The sequence below is a fragment of the Siphonobacter sp. SORGH_AS_0500 genome, assembly GCF_031453245.1.
Classification (GTDB): Bacteria; Bacteroidota; Bacteroidia; order Cytophagales; family Spirosomataceae; genus Siphonobacter.
The window spans coordinates 887,330-908,746 of sequence record NZ_JAVIYT010000001.1 but is presented as its reverse complement, the minus strand read 5'-3'; the positions used below and the strand labels follow the sequence as shown (position 1 = coordinate 908,746).

Genomic DNA, 21,417 nt, shown 5'->3' with positions numbered 1-21,417 from the left:
ATGAAAGACACCAAAGCGGTGTCTTTCGGTTGGAAGATTCCTGAAAAGTTTCGTCGAAAAATCGAAATTCAGTGACTAAACAGGTAATTTACCCTTTTTTATGTCAATTAATTGTACGTCGAATACAAGGACAGAGTTGGGAGGAATGGCTCCTGGAGAACCCTGCTCGCCGTACCCATGAGCTGAAGGAATCAGGATGGTAGCTTTTTCTCCTTTTTTCAGGTTTTGAACGGCCTCATCAAAACCGGGAATCATCTGACCCACACCCACGGGGAAGGTTAAGCCTTCTTTGTGGTTTTCGTCAAAGATTTTTCCGCTTAATAATTTACCCGCGTAGAACACTTTCACCGTATCACCTTTGGCAGGAGCCACGCCCGTTCCGGGAGTTGTTACGGCGTACTGCACCCCTGAAGGTAACTTCACCGCGTTTTTAAGGTTATTTTTTGCCAGGTAAGCAGCAATATCCGCTTCTTCTTTCTTCGGACGAGCCGCACGTTCGGCTTCGGCACGTTTCTGGAATGCTTCTTGGGTTTCGATTTTCAGCAGCTTTACCTGAAATTTAAAATCAGTTCCGGGTTTTGCAAATGGAGGTGGAGCCTGCATACTTGCTCCACGGAAGAGTGAGTCCACACTGATATAGAACGTAGCACTGTCACCAGCAGCGAGCATTTTCATGCCATCTTCAAAACTGCCTTTGTAGGGGCCTTTCTGAGCCAGCATTACCAAAGGCTGGCCTTCTTTTTGAGAATCGCGAAGGATAGAGTCACTAGCCGTTTTCACGACCATGTTGAACGTCATTACTTCGCCATCTTTCGCTACTTTACCTTTTTCATCGTGTTCGTGAAATTGGTATTTTACTCCATTTTCAGCGACGCTGACCTTAAATTGGTTACAGGACCACAGGGTGGTGGCAGCCAGAACCGGCAGCATCCAGAGTTTTTTTTGCATGAGAATTAATTCTATTTCAGAGTTTAAAAACAAAAGTACGGAATTGAAGACAATGGAGAAAAAAAGCCTCAACTCCGCCAGGGGTAGACTGGTTAGATTTCCCGATCTAACTGGTCTTTAATTTCAGGTAATAAGGAGACCAATCTGTTAACCGTTCCCTCCAGAGAATCCTGACTACGTCCGCCAGCGGCATTGCGGTGTCCGCCACCGTTGAAATGCTTCCGGGCAAATTCATTCACAAATACGTCGCCCACGGAGCGGAACGATAACTTAACCTCCCGATCCCGTTCGATGAGTAATACAGCCATTACCACGTTTTCAATCGAAAGGATATAGTTAACTACCCCTTCCGTATCGCCCGTTTGGGAATTGAAGCGTTTAAGCTCTTCGTTCGTCAGGGCAACGTAAGCTGCTTTGTATTCAGGTAATACGATTAATTTTTGAGATAATACATACCCCAGAAACTGCATTCGGGTCAGGGAATTGTTATCGAAAATCAGCCGGTGAATGCGATTCGTGTTTACGCCTAACTCGATTAACTCCGCAGCCATCCGGTGAACGGCTGGATTAGTGCTGGGGTGGCGAAACGAACCCGTATCCGTCATCAAACCGGCGTATAAGCATTCGCCAATGCTTACGTCCAGCAGATCTTTTCCGCCCAGTTCACCAATGATCTGGTAAATCATCTGAGCCGTTGCCGCTGCGGTGGGTTCAGAAATAGCGATGATGGCAAAATCTTCGGGATGGTAATGATGGTCAATCATTACCTTAGGAGCCGTAGCATTGCGAATAATGGCCTCCAGATCGTGCAAACGAGCCAGAGCATTGAAGTCCAGACAAAAAATTACGTCTGCCGCCGCTACGGTCTGAGCCGCCAGGGCCGCGTTTCGGTGACTAAACTCAATAACATCTTCATTACCCGACATCCAGGAAAGAAATCGCGGCGACTCTGACGGAGTGATTACCTTAACTGTGTGCCCTTTCTTTTTCAGATAACCAGCCCAGCCTAACGAAGAACCCAGTGCGTCGGCATCGGGATTATAATGAGTGGTGATAACTACCCGTTGTGGCGTGTCGACCAAAGTCTGTAAAGCCTGCAACGCATCCTGATTCATACTCAATTCGTTCATTTTTTAGTCGTAGTCTTTACTGAAACGGCCCATAGGCCTGTTTTCAGCTTGTAAAGATTACTGTTCGTGAATCCCCATACCGTTGGAAAGAAGCGATTTGATCCATCAATATTCTGTGAATCAATTCTTTATCAAACGCATTTTGCTAAGTCTTCCGTCTATTGGGCGGGCAAAGTTATTGAAAAACAGTTCAAAAACCTTTGCATTTCTGCGGAGGTTAGCCTTCTGGTAAAAATGTATCCCTAAATTGCGGCCATAATGGTAAAATTCAAGGCTTTTCAGGTCATGAATCTACCCTTCTTTTCATCACCACTTTAAATTGAATTCTTTAACCCTGTTCAATAGTATGGCACAGAACCGCACCTTTACGATGATTAAACCTGACGCCACAGCCGATGGTCACACCGGAGCAATCATCAAGCTAATTGAAGAAGCTGGATTTCGTATTGTTGCTTTGAAGAAAACACTGCTGACGAAAGAGCTGGCGGGCAAGTTCTATGCCGTGCATGCCGAGCGTCCTTTTTATAATGATTTGTGTGCGTATATGTCTTCTGGCCCTATCGTTCCGATCATTCTGGAAAAAGACAACGCCGTAGCTGACTTCCGTAAACTGATTGGAGCCACCAATCCTGCTAATGCAGAAGAAGGCACCATCCGGAAATTATTTGCAAAGTCGATGGAAGCCAATGCGATCCATGGATCTGATTCAGATGAAAACGCTGAAATTGAGTCTAATTTCTTCTTTGCTCAGACCGAACAGTATTAAGTAATTTTCTTCTTATCTGAACGAGGCTTGAATAAACTTCAAGCCTCGTTTGTTTTTTATGGTATTTAGATCTTGATAAGTTTAAAATGAAAGGGAGAGAATAGTTCTAGTTAGACGTGAACGCTCTAAGGATTTTTTAACTACTAAAGTCTTTATAACAAATCTCGATAGGCAGACACGCTCATTACTACAGCTTTGAGTCATCAACTGGGGCTGACCGAGCTCCTGACTCAGACTGTAGACTTTGACTAAACTACCCATTTTGGCCGACTCAAAGGTATCCAACTGACTATTGATATTCCTCATACGCCCGGCTACTCACTTGAGCAGACAAAGAACCGCTCGCGATCGTTAAAAGGCTTATTAATACAGGTATTTTCATGGTATGATTTACCTTGGATGGTTAGGTAGACGAATGGATGAGTCACGCTTATTCCAATCTTTTCGATGCAAACAAGCCTCAACCCGAAGCCTAAGGATTGGCTCCATAGTCTTCGGAGACTTCTTTGGTTTTTGGCACATAGCCTAATGGCACTTTGTAGGCTTTGGAATTAAACCCATCTATTGTGAATTCATTACCACCTGACCCCGTTATATTTTCAATGTAAATACCTGGAGCTCGGTAAAGTGTTGCTATATTTTTATCCGTAGGGTAGGTATATGTTGTCTTAAATAATGTAGTCCCGGCTTTATTTTTGGTTACAGTAGAGGTATTAAATCCACGAGCAAACTCGTAGCTTTCTGTGGGTCCAGCTGTAGATTCCCGAATAGGGTCATCTGAGGAATCAAACAGGGTATATCCATAATAATCAGGGTAGCCGTTTTCGTAACTTAAAAAAGTATAATAATTAACTCTATCACCTGTTCGTTCTTCTACATTAGAATATAAAATAGGTGTCACTGCCATTGAGTTAATTGGTTCCGACTTCCATACATCTACTTGGTAAGCTGCATAACAATCAGAACTTAACGTAGTTACATAATGGTTATCGGGCCAATCTGCCACAGCTCCGCTAGATAGGTTATTAGAATCGAATCTATTATATTTATACTCTTTTACTTTAGCTACAGTAGTGTCTCCTACGTAATCTGTAATTTTTTTAATTCTCAGACCGCCGACATTAGAAATCAAATCAGTTACTGTAGTAATAAGCGTAACCGTAGCCGTAAGTATATCCCCCGTATTAAACGGAGCTAGCTGACAATGCTTATTCATAAAGTTTTCTGCTGTATAATTACCAGCGGAAAGTACATCAGAATTAGGTAAACCCTGACAACTTTGATACATACTAAGGTTGTTGCCATTTTTGTCTCGCAATGAATACGTTATTTTACAGTTCGTTGCGACAGATAAACTAAAGTTATTACTACTATTTACGTTTAGACTTTGGCCATTATAAGTCCACTCAAATACTTTACCTCTATAAAGGGTTCTAGTTCGTGGACTAACTGCAGCTTGTTTATAACTAGCGGTATTAAGCTCATATTCAAAACTTGATGCTCCTCCCGTTGGATATTGAACCTTGTTTAGCGATCCCATGAGAGTATGGGAATAAGAGGGCTCTCGATTAGAAATAATGTCCCCGTAAGTAATCAAACTATTTTGTTCCCGACCATTGTAATACCCCCAGTAGTCAACAGCTCTGGTTGTTCCAAGCTTATTCAATGATTCATATGAGAATATATATGGATTTGCTCCACTTTCCTGAAAAGATGTTAACAAGTCCAGGCCTTCAGAATCATAATCAAAACTAAAATTTTTGATAGGTATGCTAGTGCCTATGTTAGAGGTAATTTGTATGGCCTTGAGTTTTCGAAAGTAACTAGTACTTCCATTGAGCGGTTTGCTCTGAAGAATAGAATTAAAACTAATTTTTACAGTAGAGCTTTCTATGGATGAAAGATATCGTTCCGCAGAATAGTTAAACTGTATACCATCATAATCCAGACTAGATACGCAAGCGGGAACCGGTAAAATTTTCCTTTGTGTATAACTACATTGTACTCGCTTGTAGGTGTCAGAGGGAGTAGTATAGGAAAAATTAACAGCATTACCTGTTATATCTATTACCTTGGAAATATGCCAAGAAGTAATAGACTTACTATTTTTGATATTATAAGCCCCTTGAGGAGATTCACTCCACCCATATTCGGCGTCTGAAAAGATATACTGAGTTCCGTTTTCAACCGTAAAAATCCATTTGATAATAGATCTGCCAATGGCGGAGTAGGTAGCGTCTAAAGGCTGAGTGGCAATTTCATAGGTTATTTTTAAGGGGAGGTTTGAACTAATATGTATTAGTCCATCAGAACCAAAACTGAATTTGCCGCTGTATGATCCAAACGAAAATGAAAAAAGATCAGGTTCAGCATCTTTAGCTCCCGATGCTACGGTTTTCAAAAAAGCCTGGTTACTCGCATTGTTTTGATGCAGATCAACAATGCTTTTTACAATCGAATATGTAGATAGGTAACCGTCATTTAGGGCTTCATCCCGCAAGCCCCGTATGGTCCTACTTACTGTACCGGTAGAGAAAGCCCAACCTCTGCCAACCCAGCTGGCTTCTTCAGAAGGACGATAGCCCGTATAGGAATACGATAGGTATAGGGGCCAGGTCAATCCTTTCTCCTGAATCGTATAAATGGGAATTTGCAAGCCCACCTGCCCAGTGCTTAAGTTAACGGGAATGTCTCCATACTTTGTAAAACTTGCCACGTTAGGGGACGGAGGAATTACCTCAGGCTTTTGAGAAAAAGAATTTAAGGCCTGAATCAATGAAAGGATGATCAAAAAGTATTTTAATCGCATAGTATTTACGTTTTACTAACTCTTGAATAGCAAAAACCTTTTTACGTTATTTGAATTGATAAGGCTTTAATAACTATGCCTATTTTATCAGGATCAAAGTAATCGAACTGACCATTGACATCCTCATATACCCCTAGATAAAGACCCACCAGCAATCGTTAAAAGGCTTATTAATAAAGATATTTTCATGGTATGATTTACCTCAATAATTAGGTTAGGTTGACGAATGAATGGGTTACGCTTTTTCCAGCCTTTCGATTGGAATTGGACTCAACCCAAGACTAAGGTCAACTTCCTAATCTTCGGGGTACATTTTTAGTTTTAGGCATATGGTCTAATGGAATTTTTTTTCTTAGATTATTACTATTTTTTATATTTCATCGGATGTTGTCCATCAATAGATTGGTCCACTTAATACTCACAACGACGGATGACTATCAGTCTGTAACTGGCAGCAGTTATAAACTGCCTTTTTATCGTTCGTTCCAAGTGGCGTCCTTTGGACGAACACTTGGAACAGGGGGGGCCGGAGCCGTCAGAAAGCGGTTCAAAAGAGAAGCTTTGCTGGGGCTAAGCCCTTTGGGTACGTCGAGAAAACGTAGAGATACAGCCTGACCCACGGTCACCGACAAAGTATACCATCCCTGCCCATCGGTACGGGTCTGATCGATGAGTTGGGATTGGGCATTGAAGGCCGCGATGCGAATGCCCGCAATGCCGGCTTCAAAGGCATCCTGGTTACCGCTGGCGTTGCCATCCTGATAGACTTTGCCCTGAATCTGGGCAAAGCAGGTGCCGCTCAGCAGGCTGAAGGCCCACCATAAAAACACATATATTCGCATAGGTCAATGGATTAATTTGCTAATGTTGAATTAAAGTTTAGATACTGAAGTAAGCTACCTTAGTGAGACTTTGGTAAAGGCATATCTTTAGGATAACCTTTGTTTATGGTAGCAGGTACAGTAAAAAACTCATCATTAACTAAAGCCTTTGAATATATTTTATAATATTCGTCTTTATTTAAAATATGATAAAGAACTTTAATTGTCTTGGTTTTGTCTGAAAGCTTATAATTAACACTATCTTTAAAAAATAAGTTAAGAGTATCATTTTTAAATGAATATAAAAATGGTTCAAGCCCTCTAACTGTATAAGAAGAGTCAGCTATATCTTTAAGCTTATTAGGGTTGTTTGAAATACATGACATCTGATAATCGTTGGTTACACCCCAGTTTACAGTATTTACATAAATAGTTTCACCTTTTGTAGATTTAAGCTGCTTTGATTGGAAGTTATCTCCTTCAGATAAACAACTTGTTAATAAAAACACAAAAATCATTACACATGCTTTCATTTTTTTGTATTTAATCGTTTATATCCTTCCTTAATTCCTTCCAGTATTCGACGCCCTGAATACGGTTCTTCTCCATAATACGGAGCTTTTCCAAATGCTTTGCCATTTAGCATAATTTGAATAATGTTAAGTTTATTATATTTTCTTTGCTGATAAGCTCCGGCCAACTTCATATAGGTTTCTCCACTAATATGATGACCTTGAAAAGTTCCCATAACACCATTCATACCAGCTAGATAGTTGCCAGCTGATCTAGCAGTGGTATATTTACCATTTAGCAGTCTTCCTGTCATTTGCGGAGGATCGCCTGTAGTCCATGCTTTATTATTTTTTATGTCTAACTCAGCTTTAAGTTTAGATTCCTTCTGTGTTATTGTTAAATCTTGGTTAATAGCTCTGTTATTACCCCAATCAATAAGATCATCCCATGAGGTATTGAATATAATTCTACCACCAGCTGTACTAGTCCCTGGAATAATGAACTCATCCCAATAAGCCGTCTCGCCCATTTTTTTCCCTTTTGCTGAAGTATCTTTATTTGAGTGCTTTTTGTCTATATCTTCCTTAGTATTAGCATCTTTGTGTGTATAAACGCCCAAGTCGCCGTCATTATAGACAGCTAATATGTTACCATATAAATCAGTATGTGTTGATTTAATATCCATTCCATCTGGATCGAATAATACAATTGGATTATTTGAAACGTAATTAAACGGTGATATAGATATAAATTTTTCACTTAGAGGATCAATACTCATCCATCGTCCAATAGCAGGATCATACTGCCGAGCCCCATAATCCAGAAAACCCGTTTTCGGCTGTAACTCTTTGCCATTGTAAAGATACTTATTCGAGCCCATCGTTTTCGGAATCGCTAGCCCAAAAGCAAAGTACTCCGTCTCCTGTACTTTATTCCCATTCTCATCCAGCACCACCCGCACGTTGCCCTGGTGATCTTTGAGGTAATACTCCACGGCGTAGTTATTACCGCCATTGCTCACCCTGATCTGCCCTTCCTCCGTAGCGATCCGCGTTAGAAAATTATTTTCATCGTATTCAAAAAGACCTGCATACCGCGTGTGGTACACGCCCCCTCGGGTCATTCTTACTTTGGTTCCTGAAGCGTCATAATCGTAGGTGATTAGGCTGTCCAGCTGAATGGACCCAATCAGATTCAACAGGTTGTATTTGATCCCCTCAGCCGCAATGCCCCGGTTGGCATCCTGAATCAAGTTCCCTGCCGCATCATAACTATAGTCTGTGTTATTCACGGTAGTGCCATTGTCAAAGCCTTTCGCTTTATCACTGCCCGTAGTAGCATCATAGACCTTGCTTAAACGGTTACCGCTATAAGTATACGTGAGATCATCCCACTGACTCCCTTCTCCCCAACGACTCAGGCCGTTAATATTACCATTGCGATCATACGAGGATATCGTCTCTCGATACGTATACGCCTTGATGGAACCAATGGCCCCTACCCCTACCGCCGTCTTCAGCCGATTGGCTCCATCGTAGGTGTAGTTAAAACCCGTCCAGTCATTGGCATTCTTCTTCCAGAGCAGCTGAGCAATGTTCCCGTTTTTCTGAGCCGTCGCTCCCGAACTTACCTGATCGTAACGCAGATCAATGCCAAAGTTGTCCCCCCCACTGCTTTTACCCAGGATCGTACTTAAAAACGCTCGGGGCGTATACTTGTAGTCTAACTGCTCGCGAAACTGCGTCGCATTCACCGAGTGTAAAAACGTTTGCTGAAGCTGACCGATCCCATCGTAGCGGTGAGCCGCCAGCGTTACGTCTTTTTGCAGAACATCTCCTTTTTTCACCACATAACGCGTCGACAGTAGCCGGTCCGCCTGATCGTAGCTGTAGAACTTCTCTACGCTGTGAATACCCGAGGGAAGATTCTGCTTTACTAACTCAGCCAGCACGTGCCCGTCAAAGCGAAGCTGACGGGCATGCACCTCTTTGGCATCCCCCGAAAAACCGTACAGATCGCGAATGGTCTCGATGACCTGTTGACGATCGTTGTAGTAGTGCGTAGTAAAATACCATTTGCTACTGGGCTGATTGGATTCCGCCTGTAGAATACGCGTAGCCGTCACCGTCACTAGTCCCTGCGTAGCTGTCGTCGCACTACTGCCCGCATAGGACTCGAAACCAGGCTGGCTATATTGTTCTAAACTTGTCGAAGTAGGATAACTATCATAACGCGTACGAGTCAGGGGAACCTGAGTACTGCCAATCACCTCCCCCGTTTCCAGGGGACGATTAAGCCCGTCATACGTATAATACGTCGTACGACCCCGGGCATCCGTACTCGTAGCCAGCAGATCCCGCTCATTGTAAGTAAGGCTGGTTTCCCCACCCCCCGGAATCAGCTTCCGACTCAGCAACCCCTTCTTGTTATACGTATAACGGAAGGCAAATAAGTTGACATCCTGCGTAACCTGATACTGGGGTTGCAACACGAAGCTCAGCTGACCTAAACTATTGTACACGTAATAGGTATCTAACGTTTCATTGGCGTATACCCGTTTCAGAATCACCCGTCCAGCTTTATCCTTGTATTCTCTCGCCTTGTTTCCATCCTCATCCTTCGTCTCCGTGTAGGAAAGTGCATTCGCAGGATACGTCTGACTTTGCCCTAAGCTAGGAGGCGTATTCTCACTACTGCTCAGGCTAACCGTATAGAAATTAACCTCACTAGCCGCATTCGTTTGATAGCTAATGTTTACGGCAGTACTGCTGCCTCCCGCATACTGCTTGAGCGGACGGCTCAGTGACGAGGCTTCATATTCCGTCTGCGTAAAACCTCGGGTATTGGGGTAATTGAAGTTCGAGGAGTTATAAAAGGCATTGGCTGCATCGGCCGCTCCACTTTGATAGCTGCCATTCCCATACGCTGGATAAGGCAGGTAGGATTTACTAACCCGGCCCAGGGCATCGTATTCGATATGCGAAATAATATCCTGGGGAGCCGAACTGCCCATGAGGGGACTGGCCTGAATGGAAATGCTTTGCAGGGGTCTGCCTAAGCCGTCCAGGTATTGCACTTGTTGACTCGCCTCTTTCACGTTCGTAGCAAGGGACGTTTGGCGAGTTTTATAAGTACGGGATAAAATGAAGTTCTGATCCGTGCTCTGAGCTCCTAGGTGAAGAGAAAAAAACAGAGAAAATAAACTAACGTATAAAACTATACGACAATAGGATTTCGCATCCATAAATGATGGACAGGTAGGTGGTCAGGCAATGGGCAATAACTGATCAGATATACCTCAAGTAAAGCAAAGCATACCCTGGCAAACTAGCATACACTAGCTTACTTATATAAAGAGAAATTTCCGATTGAAAGATCAGTGGATACCGAAACAATGGAAGGGTAAAAGGTACAGAAGTTTCATAAGCGTTAGGCGGTGGAATCGTTAGATTTTAATGCAATTCTAATTTGTTTTTTCTGAACAACCAATTAAAATTTATTTTTTTTAAAAAGCTTGAGAAAGTAACTTAGCAAAGAGACTTTTCATTGGATCTAGTCATCAAATTCTGGATATAATAAGAACTGAAATTCAATTAGTTAAGCAAGTAAAAAAATAAAATTAACAAATGATTACACTGCTTTAGTATAGCATGTATGATTAATAGATAGACTTAAAATAAAGCTTTTGAAATAAATTTATAAAATAGTGTCAGGTAAAAAAATATGGCTAGATAGGCTTTAAACTAGACAATCCAAGTAACTAATTCAGCTGGTATTTATTACATACAGCGGCCTATTCTTGGATTAGATCTCACTCAAACTTTAACTGATTGGCAGCCTAACATTTGATGTTAGCTTTACACCATAGATATGACTTATTGTAAATCTTAGAAAAAAGACAGGCATTAAAGGTTATCTAAAAATAGTATTTGAAACGAGGATTTGCGAAAAAGCATTTGTAATGCTTAGGATCACAGAAGATTTTCTTAGACATTTACGACTGTGTTGTAAGTTTCGGATAAACAGAAATTAGAACTAAGGACTGACTCTATAGTCTTCGGCTTTAAGCTTATAGCCTAATGGAATGTTCTTTACTTGATCACTACTGTTTTTTATCTTTCACCAAATATTATTTATTTCGGGTAATACATAGCATAGAATGCTTCATTTAATAGTCACAAGGATGATTGTCTGTCTACAACTGACGACAGTTAAAAACTACTTTTATCCTCAAGCTTAACACTTGGAACTACTTAGTTTCGTATACTCCAGCAAGTAATTAATACTTTACTGATATACAGTAATCTGTTCGTTAATTGGCAAAAATGAATGGGCAAGGAATTTATAAGCCGTTGCCTCTTCTACACTTACAACTGTAACACCTGGACATACATTGAAATAGAGGGCACGCAATGCTCGGACCTCAATATCTGTGCCTATTTGTTGATAATTAATGATTTTAGAACGCAGTAGTTTATCGGTAGAATTATAGTTTTGCTCTGATAAAAGCTTACCTCTATTCATTTCACGGTTCGTGTAAGGTTGATAAATTATCCGATTGGGTTGAAGGCTATTATCAGCCGCCAAATCTCGATATGCAGAATTATTTAGGTTAGAATAAGTGTATTTGGTATAGCTGCCATCACTCAGTTTTTCAATAATCTCTGAATATCCTATGTGGCTACCTTGACTATTATAATTACCTGGAAGTACCGATTGTGAAGAAAAAATTGCTTTACTATAGGTTACATTATCATCACTAAATGACTTAACTCGGTAATCGTCAAAGTAATACTTAATTTGTCCTCCAAGAATACCACTTGAACGAAAACTAGTAAAGCTTCCTCCAGTATAATCTTTAACATAATAGTATTCTTTTTCTACTTTTTCTTGAAGCCGAAGGGAGTCATAACTAGAAATCTTTCGAATCCGGAGTCCACCAGCAATTTTATCCTGTTCATACATCACAGGAGCATTTTCACGGTTATCAGCGGCCTGTTGACTGTATTGATTAGGCTCGAACAAAAAATCAGTTATCCCTCCCGTCGGATATTTGATTTTGTTGAGGGTGCCTGCTAACAGATAACCCGCTTTTGATTCTCGATAATTATAATATGCATTTAAATCATTAGTATATGCATATATCCCATTGTAGAATCCCCAATGGTCGTTTGTATTTGCCAAGTAGTCTGGCAGAGGTACAGATGTATTGTAGGAGAATACATAAGGAGGCTTTAATGGATTACTGCTCCCTCCTTGCTCTGTAAGTGATAACAGGGTTAGTCGCTGGTTTATATTTTTACTATAATCAAAATTGAAAGCTTTTTGTAGTACTTTATTTTCTTCAATTCTCACTTGGTCTAACTTTTTCCATTGAAGTTTGTTTAGACAAGCTGGATAAGTACTCCAGCTATTGTCTTCTAAAAAAGGAAGAAAACTTGGGTAATCAGGATTTGAGTAATATTTACTGTATTGCCAATCAAAAACTGACTGTGCGTAACGTAGCTCTGTAGTATTCGTTCGTACGAACTTTACTTTTACATTATTTGTACTAACCTCTGAAAGGTAGACAGGTGAAGTCAACTGGCCTGAATATGACCCGCCAACATCCGTTGTACCTGAAGACTGACAATCGGCATAAGGAGGACCCAAAATTCCTGAAGGGCTAACAACTTTAGTGGTAATATCCTTATAGACAGAAATGTACATCTGTGCAATGAAAGAATCCCTTTCATATGTAAAATCTATTTTTTCTCCATTAGGATGTTGAATTGTTGTTAGATACCAGCTTGTGGCTATCCATTCATCTATGTTTTGTTTAAAAAAACCGATACTATATTCGATAGCGTTTGTAGTCGAGCCGTTAGAGCCAAAGATATACTTTATGCCGTTTTCATCGGTTATACTAAAACCGGCAAAGGTTTTAGTATAACTACCAAATTTCATATAGGTAGATTCATAGGGTGGCGTAAAAGGTGGTTCTAATAAGCTAGTGGTAGTTACCTCCACGGAGATAGGTCTATCACAGCTTACCTTCCATTTCCCTGTATGCGTACATAGAATTTTCCACTTGTTCCATTTGGAAGGCTAAAACTAAACTCATCCGGCTCTGTATCCTTTAGCCAGAGATTTACGTCTCTAGCAATCGTTTGTAGATAAGATGTTTGGTTCCAGTCACTCCTGTTTAGAACAGAAGAGTTATAATAGTAACCTGCTTTTTCTCTTCGGTAAAAATTGGGGTTATCATATTCATCCGTTAAATCGTTCACCTGACGCGTAATAACTCCCCCTGCTTGAAGACTCCAGCCTAAACCAACCCAACCTGGGTGCTGATCTGGACGAAAACCAGAGGCATGATAGCTGAGACTAATTGGAACTTGAAGATTTTTTTCTTGTAATTCATAAAGAGGAATTGTAATCTGTGGAACACCAGTAAAATAGCTTACAGGGTAGTTTCCGTACTGGCCAAGAGAAGCTACGTTAGGACTAGGTAGGGTTACAGGCGGTCTTGGGATGTTATTTTGACTCCAAACATTGCAAATTGAAATGTGCAACCAGAGTATTAACCCTGCTATAAATAATTGAATTCTCATCATATCCCAAAAAAATAAAATTAAAAAAACTACTTTTAAAAATCGTTTTAATAATTACAATCAATGTTCTATAAGAATTTAGAGTTATCTATTTTTAAGCTTATAGACAAGTGAAATATTCTTTCCTTAATCATTATTGCTTTTTATATTTTACTAGGTATTGTTCCGGATGTGCCCCTCATAGCTTGCTTCACTTAATAATCGCAACAATGAATGCCTATTAGTCTATAGCTAAAAGCAGTTATAAATTACCTTTATCCTTAAGCTCGCTGAGCGAGCTTAACACTTGGAACAGTTTGGGGTGATAGAATGAAGGTAAATGTAATTAGCTTATTAGGTAGAAAGTCTGCTGGGATACCATTGAGTGAGTAAATCCATTACGAAACTTCATGTATATGCTATCCTATTTCACAGAGGAAAGCCAGAAGATCATCCACTTGGGGAGATGATTTGATAACTGGATGGAGACGTTTAAACTTTATGATATTTTACAAATGTTTGTAAAATATCATAAAGTTTATCTGGATTTAGGTAGCCTTATCTAGTTTTATAAGTTAAGTTAAAAGCCAAGTCCTAAAATTAGACGGGGTGAAATGAATCAAGTTTTTATTCACATTACCTCGATGGGTTGAACTAGAAAACCCATCGAGGTAATTTAACCCTAACCACTTTTAGATAATCTTAATGTATAAAGTTTGTTTGGGATTATTAGTTTGCAGGACATGTAGCAGGCACGAAGACCCATCGCTGGTTGCCATTGCCCGCATACCCCTGCTGTGCGGCATTACCTCCGTCAGACACACTGAAGCCTCCGATCTCTACGCACTTGTTGCTGGCATGCGAAGGTGTCACCCGGAACCCACCGTACTCGTCATTGACATAGCTGATGCCAAACTGCTGATTGCTGCCCCCCCCATAGCTGTACAGCTTCAGGATCGCTCCGTCACTCTGACTGGCTCCGTCAATATCCCAGCCATACCCCGAGCTAGTCGAAATGATCTTCATCAATCCCGATCCCACCGACTCCACCTTCCAGAGCTGATTGTTCTGACCGTTACTTGTGTACTGTTGCAACTGCGTATTCAAACCCCGATCCTGCAGGTACTTCTCTGACTGAAAGCCCTGGATCCGGTAACAGCCCGCGGCAATACTCGTGGTCACCTGAATACTTACCGTAGCCGAAGCACTACTCGTACAACCATTTGCCGAACACGTCGCCGTGTATTGCATACTCGCGGCGGGACGTACAACAAGGCTACTCCCCGTTTGTCCATTGCTCCAGGTCACCGTGCCCGAACAGCCACTGGCCGACAAGGTTACTTTCTGACCCGAAGTGATGCTCGTCGCACTTGCACTCACACTCGGGGCACCCGTTGCACAGCCTCCACTGCCCTGGCAGACCCCAATCACTTTGGGACTACCCGATAGTTCCGTTTGCGTACCCGCAAATTTCAGCGATACGCTTAGCTGGGTGCCATTCTTCACCGAGGCAGGAATGCTGTAGCTAAAGCCGTACATATTGTAGGAACCCGTTCCATAGTAACTGGCGACATCGGCACGGGACACGTTGGTTGGAATGGTAGCCGTCTTGGTACCATTGATGTACACATCCAGACTTACTGAGCTTTGCGTATTACCACCGTCAAAGGCCCAGCCCCAGATACTCGTACAATCGCCACCATCCACGCTACTGTAAGGTTGGCTCACCTGACCCGTTCCTCCGCAGCTCACCGTCAAGGTCACCTGCTTCTGCTGGGAAGTACATCCACTCTTACTCGCCGTTACCGTGTAGGTGTAGCTACCCGCCGTAGAGGGTGCCGTTACGTTCACTGAGCTACTCGAGCCCGTAAAGCTATTAGGCCCACTCCAGCTATAGACTACCCCCGAACAATCATTGCCCGAGCAGCTAGCCGACAGAGTCACCGTTCCCCCACAACCAGCCGAAGCCGTTGAAGGCGTACTCACCGTGAAAGCACAGTTACTGGCACTGCTCCCAATAGTGAAGGTGTTATAGCCATGCCGAGAGTTCCCTGAATCTCCCGTATCCCCTACATACAAACGATACACCGTTCCCGAAACCAGATTATACGAAGCCAGATCCACATCAAAGATGCCATTGCTACTGGAAGTGTTGGGGCCATTGCTGATGTACTGCATATCCGAATCACGGTAGATGTACCACAAATACGTCCGATTACCCGAGTAAGGATTCGATATCGTTACCCGCTTCTTGGTACTAGCCTGACCCGAAATGCCACTGATGCTAGCCACCACCAGACGATCCGAAGCGGGTGGATTCACCGTAACGGTCACCCCACTCGAAGCCGGGCTGCTACAACTGCCCACCGTACAGGTCGCCGTGTACGTAGTCGTTGCCGTAGGACTCACCTGAATGCTACTACCACTTTGTCCACTGCTCCAGCTCACCGTCCCCGAACAATTACTCGCCGTCAACGTGGACGACTGCCCTGAGTTGATGCTCGTCGCACTCGCACTCACATTCGGAGCACCCGGAGTACTACAACCCCCAGGACAGCTTTCACCCGGCTGCTTGAAACAGACCGGAATCTGATCCGATGTCAAAGGCGTCACCCCCGAAGCCCAACCTCCGTTATTGACTAATACATACAACCAGTCCAGAGCACGAGTTTCTCCCCCTGGTTCAAAGGCAATGTATTTGCAGTTACCTACTACCTTGACATAAATATCCTTCCCTGATGTCGAACCCAAGAGCTGATTGTTCGTGTAGTTACACGTTCCTCCACAACTCACCGTCAAGGTCACCTGCTTCTGCTGGGAAGTACATCCACTCTTACTCGCCGTTACCGTGTAGGTGTAGCTACCCGCCGTAGAGGGTGCCGTTACGTTCACTGAGCTACTCGAGCCCGTAAAGCTATTAGGCCCACTCCAGCTATAGACTACCCCCGAACAATCATTGCCCGAGCAGCTAGCCGACAGAGTCACCGTTCCCCCACAACCAGCCGAAGCCGTTGAAGGCGTACTCACCGTGAAAGCACAGTTACTGGCACTGCTCCCAATAGTGAAGGTGTTATAGCCATGCCGAGAGTTCCCTGAATCTCCCGTATCCCCTACGTACAAACGATACACCGTTCCCGAAACCAGATTATACGAAGCCAGATCCACATCAAAGATGCCATTGCTACTGGAAGTGTTGGGGCCATTGCTGATGTACTGCATATCCGAATCACGGTAGATGTACCACAAATACGTCCGATTACCCGAGTAAGGATTCGATATCGTTACCCGCTTCTTGGTACTAGCCTGACCCGAAATGCCACTGATGCTAGCCACCACCAGACGATCCGAAGCGGGTGGATTCACCGTAACGGTCACCCCACTCGAAGCCGGGCTGCTACAACTGCCCACCGTACAGGTCGCCGTGTACGTAGTCGTTGCCGTAGGACTCACCTGAATGCTACTACCACTTTGTCCACTGCTCCAGCTCACCGTCCCCGAACAATTACTCGCCGTCAACGTGGACGACTGCCCTGAGTTGATGCTCGTCGCACTCGCACTCACATTCGGAGCACCCGGAGTACTACAACCCCCAGGACAGCTTTCACCCGGCTGCTTGAAACAGACCGGAATCTGATCCGATGTCAAAGGCGTCACCCCCGAAGCCCAACCTCCGTTATTGACTAATACATACAACCAGTCCAGAGCACGAGTTTCTCCCCCTGGTTCAAAGGCAATGTATTTGCAGTTACCTACTACCTTGACATAAATATCCTTCCCTGATGTCGAACCCAAGAGCTGATTGTTCGTGTAGTTACACGTTCCTCCACAACTCACCGTCAAGGTCACCTGCTTCTGCTGGGAAGTACATCCACTCTTACTCGCCGTTACCGTGTAGGTGTAGCTACCCGCCGTAGAGGGTGCCGTTACGTTCACTGAGCTACTCGAGCCCGTAAAGCTATTAGGCCCACTCCAGCTATAGACTACCCCCGAACAATCATTGCCCGAGCAGCTAGCCGACAGAGTCACCGTTCCCCCACAACCAGCCGAAGCCGTTGGAGACGTACTTATGGTAAAATTGCAGTTTGTAGAGGTTCCACCCGTTAAGCTTGGTGTAGCAGGAACCGTGACTCCGGGAGAAGTGCTAACCGAAGTAGCGTTATCTAACCCTTGCCCCTGGTAGTGATAACCAAAGCTCTGAATGAGGCTTCCAGACGCGTTGTTTTCCCGAATCTCAGCCAGTCGACTCAATCCATCATACTGGTACGCCGTAACCTTACCCATCACATCAGTCATAGATGCCATGCCCACCCCTACTCGATAGGTATATCCCTTCAAAAGAGCAGGAATGCTTTGAAGAGCATTCTGAATGCTGGTAAACTTAGTCTGAAGCTGTGCATCACTGGTCAGAGCCGAGATATCCGATCGGGAGGTACCCGCTGCACTCAGAGCCGCATCCACTTCTGTCTTATTCGCATTCTGAATTTCGGCGATGGGATACTGTCCATTATAGCCCCACAGGTATGAGGTCTTCTGATTGCCCTTGGAAAGCAGACTCTGCAGATTTCCCTTTTCATCGTAATCGGTATATTCTATTTCTACCTGATACGTGGTAGAAGTGCCAAGGGTAGTAAAATCCGGCGAGTTGCCAGCATAGTCGGTAAACAAGCCTTCTGACAAAGGGGAATTAATTAAGAGGGAGTAAACTTTATAAGGCAGCGGCACTTGTTTGCCGCCCACAGACCAGAGTTTATAGGTAATGATCTGAGCACTGATGACGTCTCGGGAGGAGCCCATCTCACGAATGACCTTTTTCTGAATGACGGGGGTAATGATATTTTGTTGAACGAGTGCTTGTAAAGCGGCATACGGACCGTTGGTATAATCCGGAGGATACGTGTACTGGGTTTCCAGAACCGAACCATCACTTTGGGGCGTACGTTCCTTCGTCACCTGCAGGTGAGTGGAGGAATACTGGTAATCGGTGGTGGTGGTCAGTTGAGCCTGACAAACAGGGCTTAACAAAGGCAGTACCACTAGAAAAGTCCAGTGATAAAAATAGGATAGCAAGTGTTTCACTACAAGGTAGATGCTAAGATTAAGTACTAAGAAACGATAAGCCTATGGTCATTAAGCCTAGTTGCCATTAGAACCATTCAAATGTGTTGGCTACTCTTTGCTGAGTTTAAAAGCAGCATGATGCTGGCCCGTTTCTACGAGTTGCAACATGTACACTCCCGGAGGCAGCTCCCCTAGACTCAGCGTTTGGCGGTACTGCCCCTGACGGGCCGTTAACGTTCGCTCCACTACCGTATGACCACTCAGCGTCGTTACTTTCAACTGGGCCGTCGGAGCTTGGGCCGGAGCTTCTACCTGCACATAACGTGCTACCGGATTAGGATATACCTTCAACGCTCCTTCGCCCTTGGCTAGGATCTCCTGGGGTTTACCCTGTACTACAAATCCGGCATCGAGCTGATGTAAACTCTCGCCGCCAGCCTGGGTGGTCAGGGCGATGAACGCTTTTCCTTCCATCAGCTGGGCATCGTTATCCAGCTCTGCATCGGCTCCCGCTTTTGTTTTCGTGAGCGTCAGGTCTTTGGAAAGTGGAAAGCGAATTTCATAACCCGTATGAGCCTTGATACCACCCGCTACGTTCAACGCAGAAAAAGCGTAACGTCCTTCCTCATCCGACAAGGTCTGGGCTACTTTTTTATCCCCTTGCCAAAGTTCAACCGCTTGCCCTGTTAGGGCCTCTTCCTCGGGGTCCTGAATCCCGTCTTCATTGGTATCGATCCAGAGGCGATCTCCCAGGGTGAGATCGGCCTGCGGACGCACCAGAGCCAGGCCTCCCACCCCATTGGACTTGGAAAAGCTGCCCGCCTGACCGTTCGTAAACAGGTTCCAGCCCTTCGTGCTACTACCTTCCACGGCCGAGAGGGCCTTGATGCCGCCCGTATTGTATTCGTTCGTAGGCTCATGAACGGTCATCAACAGCTCCTGGCTCAGGGGTAGATACACCAGCCCCCCCGAACCCGTTTCTTCATGAATAACCCGGGGCTTCGCTTCCACCGACTCAAAGTGGTCGCTAAAGTAAAACTCCCCGCCCTGAGGCCCCTGGGCGTTGTTCAGACCCTGACTTTTGAGCATTCCCGCCTGAGCGTTGGCCTCCAGCGTATAGTGCAGATTTTGTTTCTGAGGCGTTCGGGGATACACTCGCAATACGTCTCCGGCTGCTATCCCCGTGTAGCTAGACTGTGCCAATGGATCGGGCTGTCCCGTACCCGACTGATGCCCGAAGCGGTCCATGAAGCCCAGAATTAAGGCTCCCTCCCGGTCAAAAGCCAGCGATGAAAGCATAGGCTGGGGTCGAACCGCCAGGGAAGGGTACTCGGGATGCAGAGCCTTGGTAAAGTCATCACTCCAGGGCAACCAGGTGGAAAGACTCAGCCCGTCCACCACTTTACCCCGGGTGTAATCCAATGGAATCGTTACTACCGTTGTGAAGACTCCCGTCGCAGGGTCAAGCTCTAACACGCTCGCCGAGAGATCTTTTACCTGCTGAGAAATCGAAGCATCATAGACCAGACCAACGTAGATTTTGCCCTGATGGGCTTTGACGGCAAAGGGCCGCATCTCTCCGGTCTGATTCGGTAGTTGAGGTAACACATAGGCTTTGAGGTCTTTACTGGTGGGACGAGCCGCCGTATCGGCGGGCAGGCTCAGACCATAGAGCGTGCGATTGGATAGGTTCATGACATAGAGCTTCCCCTCTAGCAGATCCATACCGCCCAAACTGACTTTACCGACCTGATCCATGAAGTGAGGATCGGTACTTTTGCCCCACAAATCCGCCGAGAGCTGTTCGTGGCGATCGATTCCGGTAGGAATGCCCAGAGACTTGAGATCCAGATAGGGAGTAGTCTGTTTGGTTTTCCAGTCCGTGCGGTAGAGGCCGCCGGGACCCAGAGGACCGTAGGCCACGTGGCGTTTGGCTAAAGCCGCCGAGTAAAGCAGGTGGTTAGCGGCATCGAAGGTAACCCCCCAGAGAGCCCCGACCTGTTTCGGACTAGCGAGCGAATACACGCTGTCCTTGCTGGAAACTAAGACGGCTAAAGCCGAAAGGGTATCCTTGGCTAGGCCCTGATGATAAACCGGAGAGATGAGCTCGGGCGTGTCGCTTTGCAAATGACTGGGGTCAAAGCAGCCGTAGTTGAGTTGAGTTCGGGGGCTTTTGACAAAACGAACAGCAGGAGTCGTCCCACTGCTTTGAAGACCCGATCCAGCAGAGCCAAAGACGAGGCGAATGGCAAGGCCCGAAGGAATGGAAAGCTCGTAATACCCCCGCTCATCACTGCGGGTTTGAGTCAGGAGCTGGGGCTGACCGAGCTCCTGGCTCAGGCTGTAGGCTTTGATGAGCAGGCCTGCTTTACCTGACTCGAAGGTATCGAGCTTGCCGTTGGCATTGATATCCTCATACACCCGACCACTCACCTGAGCTGACAAGGAACCGCTCGCGATCGTTAAAAGGCTTATTAGTACAGGTACTTTCATAAGATGATTTACCTTGGATAGTTAGGTTAGGTAGTTTTCTTTCTAAAAGGGGTATGTTTTTCCTACCTTTCGATGGAAACAAGCCTCAACCCGAAGACTAAGGATTGGCTCCATAGTCTTCGGAGACTTCTTTGGTTTTTGGCATATAGCCTAATAGAATATTCTTTCCTTGAATAATTACTACTTTTTGTGTTTCAGCAGTGTCCATACTTTAGTGTTATTGTGAGTGGTCATTGAAGCTTTATTCGCAACTATGGAGACTATCAATATGTCGCTGACAACAGTTATAAATTGAATTTATTCTTAA

General features: G+C 44.5%; 11 protein-coding genes. 1 reads left to right on the top strand and 10 read right to left on the bottom strand.

The window, feature by feature from the left end; translation table 11 throughout:
• Positions 1–75: 75 nt before the first annotated feature.
• Positions 76–948: an FKBP-type peptidyl-prolyl cis-trans isomerase gene (locus QE357_RS03815; RefSeq protein ID WP_106635057.1), complete on the bottom strand. Its 873-nt coding sequence runs from the start codon at positions 946–948 to the stop codon at positions 76–78.
• A gap of 92 nt (positions 949–1,040) precedes the next feature.
• Positions 1,041–2,078, bottom strand: a complete 1,038-nt coding sequence (locus QE357_RS03810) for a bifunctional oligoribonuclease/PAP phosphatase NrnA (RefSeq protein ID WP_106635056.1) — start codon at positions 2,076–2,078, stop codon at positions 1,041–1,043.
• A 346-nt stretch (positions 2,079–2,424) separates the two neighbouring features.
• On the opposite strand from QE357_RS03810, the gene QE357_RS03805 reads away from it, so the two are divergent.
• Positions 2,425–2,844: a nucleoside-diphosphate kinase gene (locus QE357_RS03805; protein WP_106635055.1), complete on the top strand. Its 420-nt coding sequence runs from the start codon at positions 2,425–2,427 to the stop codon at positions 2,842–2,844.
• Positions 2,845–3,316: 472 nt separating this feature from the next.
• On the opposite strand, the gene QE357_RS03800 is transcribed toward QE357_RS03805, so the two are convergent.
• The 8 genes from QE357_RS03800 to QE357_RS03765 all read right to left on the bottom strand — a co-directional run bounded on the left by QE357_RS03800 (position 3,317) and on the right by QE357_RS03765 (position 21,110).
• Entirely contained in the window at positions 3,317–5,653 is a 2,337-nt protein-coding gene (locus QE357_RS03800; protein WP_309705979.1) for a hypothetical protein, read from the bottom strand.
• A gap of 473 nt (positions 5,654–6,126) precedes the next feature.
• The gene (locus tag QE357_RS03795; RefSeq protein WP_106635053.1) at positions 6,127–6,495 is read right to left on the bottom strand and encodes an SdrD B-like domain-containing protein; all 369 of its coding nucleotides are present in this window, start codon (positions 6,493–6,495) and stop codon (positions 6,127–6,129) included.
• A gap of 59 nt (positions 6,496–6,554) precedes the next feature.
• The gene (locus QE357_RS03790; RefSeq protein ID WP_106635052.1) at positions 6,555–7,007 is read right to left on the bottom strand and encodes a hypothetical protein; all 453 of its coding nucleotides are present in this window, start codon (positions 7,005–7,007) and stop codon (positions 6,555–6,557) included.
• Entirely contained in the window at positions 7,004–10,231 is a 3,228-nt protein-coding gene (locus QE357_RS03785; RefSeq protein WP_309705975.1) for a DUF6443 domain-containing protein, read from the bottom strand. The genes QE357_RS03790 and QE357_RS03785 overlap by 4 nt, the downstream gene beginning before the upstream one ends.
• Positions 10,232–11,274: 1,043 nt before the next feature.
• Positions 11,275–12,933, bottom strand: a complete 1,659-nt coding sequence (locus QE357_RS03780; RefSeq protein WP_309705972.1) for a hypothetical protein — start codon at positions 12,931–12,933, stop codon at positions 11,275–11,277.
• 83 nt (positions 12,934–13,016) lie between these two features.
• The gene (locus QE357_RS03775) at positions 13,017–13,583 is read right to left on the bottom strand and encodes a hypothetical protein (protein WP_309705970.1); all 567 of its coding nucleotides are present in this window, start codon (positions 13,581–13,583) and stop codon (positions 13,017–13,019) included.
• A 705-nt stretch (positions 13,584–14,288) separates the two neighbouring features.
• A complete protein-coding gene (locus tag QE357_RS03770) occupies positions 14,289–18,635 on the bottom strand; it encodes an RICIN domain-containing protein (RefSeq protein WP_309705968.1) in 4,347 nt (1,448 codons plus the stop codon).
• A gap of 90 nt (positions 18,636–18,725) precedes the next feature.
• Positions 18,726–21,110: an SdrD B-like domain-containing protein gene (locus tag QE357_RS03765; protein ID WP_309705966.1), complete on the bottom strand. Its 2,385-nt coding sequence runs from the start codon at positions 21,108–21,110 to the stop codon at positions 18,726–18,728.
• Positions 21,111–21,417: the final 307 nt, after the last annotated feature.